This is a genomic window from Bacillus sp. EE-W1 (assembly GCF_009760835.1).
GTDB lineage: Bacteria > Bacillota > Bacilli > Bacillales > Bacillaceae_G > Bacillus_A > Bacillus_A wiedmannii.
The window spans coordinates 1-4,289 of record NZ_WIPE01000138.1 but is presented as its reverse complement, the minus strand read 5'-3'; the positions used below and the strand labels follow the sequence as shown (position 1 = coordinate 4,289).

Annotated in this window: 4 protein-coding genes; all 4 read left to right on the top strand. The window is 40.1% G+C overall.

Annotated elements, in window-relative coordinates; translation table 11 throughout:
- Nucleotides 1-125 precede the first annotated feature (125 nt).
- The 4 genes from GFJ36_RS28455 to GFJ36_RS28440 all read left to right on the top strand — a co-directional run bounded on the left by GFJ36_RS28455 (nucleotide 126) and on the right by GFJ36_RS28440 (nucleotide 3,751).
- The gene (locus tag GFJ36_RS28455) at nucleotides 126-1,124 is read left to right on the top strand and encodes a tyrosine-type recombinase/integrase (protein ID WP_000044631.1); all 999 of its coding nucleotides are present in this window, start codon (nucleotides 126-128) and stop codon (nucleotides 1,122-1,124) included.
- A gap of 722 nt (nucleotides 1,125-1,846) precedes the next feature.
- Complete coding sequence (locus GFJ36_RS28450) at nucleotides 1,847-2,542, top strand: hypothetical protein (protein ID WP_157349829.1); 696 nt, start codon at nucleotides 1,847-1,849, stop codon at nucleotides 2,540-2,542.
- Nucleotides 2,539-2,727, top strand: a complete 189-nt coding sequence (locus GFJ36_RS28445; RefSeq protein ID WP_157349828.1) for a hypothetical protein — start codon at nucleotides 2,539-2,541, stop codon at nucleotides 2,725-2,727. Before GFJ36_RS28450 ends, GFJ36_RS28445 begins: the two co-directional genes overlap by 4 nt.
- Before the next feature lie 163 nt (nucleotides 2,728-2,890).
- Nucleotides 2,891-3,751 carry a hypothetical protein gene (locus tag GFJ36_RS28440; RefSeq protein WP_157349827.1) on the top strand — a complete coding sequence of 287 codons (861 nt, stop codon included), beginning with the start codon at nucleotides 2,891-2,893 and terminating at the stop codon, nucleotides 3,749-3,751.
- The last annotated feature ends 538 nt before the right edge of the window (nucleotides 3,752-4,289 follow it).

Genomic DNA, 4,289 nt, shown 5'->3' with positions numbered 1-4,289 from the left:
AATCTCTCCTGGGACGCTAAAAAAACCTTGCGGTGACGTCAAGATCCGCGATATATAAGCTCTCTAATTCGTAAGTTGAATCGTACAATGTGCGGTCGCTAACGAGTTAGGGGGCTTATTTTTTTATGTCTAAAAGACGCGATTCTTTAACGATTAGCGAAGACTTATCGAATGTTTTTAGCGATAGATTGAAAAACGATCAGCGGAAGAAAGAGACCGCAGAAAAACGTTATACCTTCAATTTAACGATTGATAAAGCGCTAGAAATAGTTGTGCGTCAAATGAAAGCGACTGGCTTACGTGAGCGTACGATAAATGACTACTATTTACACGTTAGCCACTTTACGAAGATAACAGACACGCAGTACTTAGAAGAGTTAAACGTTAATCACATTTACGAGTGGTTATCGTCTATGAACGTTAGTAATCAAACGAAATTAACTCGTTTAAAGTGCTTAAAGGCGTTTCTAGGACGTTGCCACGATAACGGATGGATTGATATTAACTTTTGGCGAAATGTGAAGATCAAAGTGGATACGCCTGTTAAAGAAGGTGCGACAGACCGCGAAATTAATATCTTGTTATCGGTTCTTGATTTAACACGATTCTTAGATTTAAGAGATGCTACCGCTATCCTACTTATGTATCAGACGGGAATACGGGTCGGAACTTTAGCGCAGCTCGAACATAGACACGTTGATTTAGATACGAAAGTATTAAGTATTGACGGTGGTATTATTAAGAATCATGAATCGATATATCTACCGTTTGACGACGCTCTCGCACGATTGCTAGACGTTCTTATGAAACAAAACGAAATCATTCGAAGTGAATATAACGTAAAAAATGATTATCTCTTTATTACGAAGAGTGGCGGAAGTGTCTTAACTAGTCCGACGAATAATATTATATCAAAGCGGATGACTAAACATGCGAAGGAATACGGGCTTAAAAATATTAATCCGCACGCCATACGTAGAGGGTTCGCGAAGAATCTTCTGAAGAAAGGTGCAAATGTCGCGCTGATATCTAAAGCGCTAGGGCATAGTGATATATCCGTTACAACGCGTTATCTGCACTTAGATAAAAACGAAGTAGCGGAAAGTCTACGGAATTTCTTGTAAATAAAAAAGAGCATCTTGGCGGATGCTCCTCGTAGGGTAGACTGTTGGCGCAGTCCGTGACCCAAAATAATCGACTCAAAACTATACACATCTAAACTGAATACAGGACAAGCCGTATCAGTCCGATCATCTACTTTGCATTTTATCGAAAAAATTCGGAAATTGCAAGGTGTCTTTAGTAATGTCTTTTTTAGGTGCTGATGCGGTAAGTCACGACGTGGACGCCGTACCAAGTCGATAACTTAAAAACGTAAAAGGATAGCTAGACCGCCGCAACCACTAGCGCTATACAATCCAACGCATATCATTCCCCGTGCGTCGTATAGGTCAAGGCGGTGACTGCCGTTAAAGGTCAGGGTGGAATTACGTTGTTACTAAGGTAGCAGGGTGTATCGAAAGATTTACGCACTATGGGACGTTTTGTAGTGTAGAAAGTCGATATTACGAGAAATCGTAAAGGACGGGGAATGCGTTACTGAAAACCTCACACAACGAGCCGACGCTAGTTGCTAACGCCTTACCTCTATTCGCATTGACGATTATTTTTATCTCTGCGAAATAGGGGTTCAAACTGCACCCTGCTTCCTACGACTTCCTCGCCTCTGCTAGTCGATGTGTCAATGCTTGTCAATAGCATAAACTCGGTATTTAAAGTCACTAGCGGAAGGGAGTTAAACATCGAAGGTCGACACAGGGTGCTACAAGAGGCGGAGGACTTGTGCATGGAAAGACGACTTAATATAAGACAATACGCTAATAAAGACGAAGGTATAAACGAAACATTAAATAGAATAGCGACTTTAGCTAAGAAAGAAGTGGAAGATTGTTACACTCAAATAAGTGATACTAAATATAGAACGAGGATCGAGGCGCACTACATACCGCTGATCGAGCGACTAGCCAACGATAACTGGCATAAGGTGAATAACGAAGTACATTTTATAGACGATTGTTTCCGTAAAATAAGGCATGCAATCAGATCGTTTGATGTAGATCGAGGCGATTTCGATAATCTAGTTAAATGGTTATTGTGTCAAAGCGTTCGCCAATACTGTGGAAGTAGAGGAAAGAAGCGAGATGCTTTAACGCTGATCGGAGATATTAGCGCATTGGACACGTTAGGCGACTGTACAGATACTACGGAAGAAAAAGCGATCTGTAATGCGTGTACATACGAAGAGATCTACGAAACTTTATATGGATCTATCTGTGAAAAGAAGATCGATAAGGTTATATTAGATTCAATATTTGATACCATTGATGGCGAGGACGTAGTCAGGTCGGGAGTTAAAGAGAGCGAGATCACTCGGACGGTGGCACAAAAAACGGATCGTTCGTTTGATTCTGCTAGAGGTGTAGTTCGAGGATTTAAGCAGAGGTTACGAAAAAGGAACGTCAGAAGGGAGGATATAGCGTGAGAAACAAACGTAAAGAAACGTTATTAATCGTATTCGCATTCGTATTTATGATGATAACCAAGGCATTTGGCAATCTGTACGTAGCCGCATTCGGGGTAGTATTTGGACTAGTCGTAGCCGCATCGATTGTTACGGCGATGATTGGCGATTTTATACGCAAGAAGAAAGGAGAGGGGGACACGTGAAGAATTGATTTAATAAAGATCATGGCGAAATAATACATAGAGGATAATATCGAAGTTCGTTAGGATTGTGAAGTTGAGTCCTCTTTATTAAATCTACTATTAATATATAATAAAATTAATATAGAATGATTAATATGGATTAAATAACACTGGGGGAATTACTATGAAGTCATTGAAAAAAGTAGTTTTATTAGGGGTGGCTACAACGTCAATCTTTAGTGCTTGCTCTACGAAAGAACAAGTAAACTACGAACCGTATAAGAAACACGACTCTGTTGAAACTGAGAAAGGAGAAGAGAAAACGTCCAACCCGACTAAGGTCGAAAAGGTGGACGAAGAACCTACGAAGCCGCAACAAGTGGAGGAATCCGCGAAGGAAGATTCGGAGGTTAACGACAGACGTCCGTATTATAAAGATGCGAATAACGATGCTCCAACCGTGTCACTAGAACAGTATGACGGCATCAAGGTCGGAATGTCTGCGAACAAAGTCAAAGAGATAGCAGGTGCGCCTAGATTCATCGAGAAATATAAGTCGTTCTCTATCTACGGATATTTAGGTTATGGTGGAGAAGGTACGATGACTATAACGTTTAATCCTGATGGAAGTGTAACGAAGAAAGAGCAAGATAGTCTTAGAAATGCTAGGATTCAAGATGCGAAAGCTAACGAAGATCGTGCGACAGGTAATGGTGAACGTAATTCTAAACCTGCTACGAAATCTAGTACTAAAATTCCGAACGATTATTGTGGACACGGACATGATGAAACGAAGGAATTAGCGCACGACTGCGAAAAGATTATTGATAAAGAGGCACATAGAAGACATCTAGAACAACAGGAAAGAGAATATGAAGAACAACAACGCGAGGAAGCGAAAAAATACCAAGATGAAATGACCGAAGAAGATAAGGCGAGAATCCTACGCCAAGAAAAACGGTGGAATACGCCTAGCGGTGGTATTGGCGGCACATGGCAAGATGAAATGAAGGAAATGGAAGAACGTGAGGGGACGCAACAATGACACAGCACAACGAGCGGTGGGAACTGATTTTTGATGACTGGTAGAATAGGAGGAAGCGCTAAACATAGCAGTAAAAGAAGAAGTATACGAAAGATACTGCGATAGGGAAATAGGTAGGCTAATAGTAGACATCACTCTTTATAATCTTGCGGAAAGTAAAAGTGAAATTGCTAGAAGATTAGCGAAGAAGACAGGGAATACGTTTGACGACGCTATGGCTGCTGTACGTCACATGGGGTTATATATCGGTGATATGGCACCCTTTTTTATTTACACAATAAATTTAACTAGGGGTAGCATCAGAAAAATACGGATTTACCACGTTAAGGGAATTTTAAAAAAACTAAAAAGCCTAATTTCTCAATTTAATGCGAAGAAATTAAGCTTTTTTCATTGTCCATAAAAGCGTCCTATTGTTGAATAAGAAAACTACAGCATATACATATAATTTTTGACTGAACTTTTTTAAACACTCAAATCTTATTTTAAAGCAATATTAAATCTTAATCTTGGTTCTCCGCTTGGTTCTCTGCTTGGT

What these genes read in the sequence shown, in the direction of transcription:
- GFJ36_RS28440 (WP_157349827.1), top strand. Translation starts at nt 2,891, where the DNA reads ATGAAGTCATTGAAAAAAGTAGTTTTATTAGGGGTGGCTACAACGTCA.
- GFJ36_RS28450 (WP_157349829.1), top strand. Translation starts at nt 1,847, where the DNA reads ATGGAAAGACGACTTAATATAAGACAATACGCTAATAAAGACGAAGGT.
- GFJ36_RS28455 (WP_000044631.1), top strand. Translation starts at nt 126, where the DNA reads ATGTCTAAAAGACGCGATTCTTTAACGATTAGCGAAGACTTATCGAAT.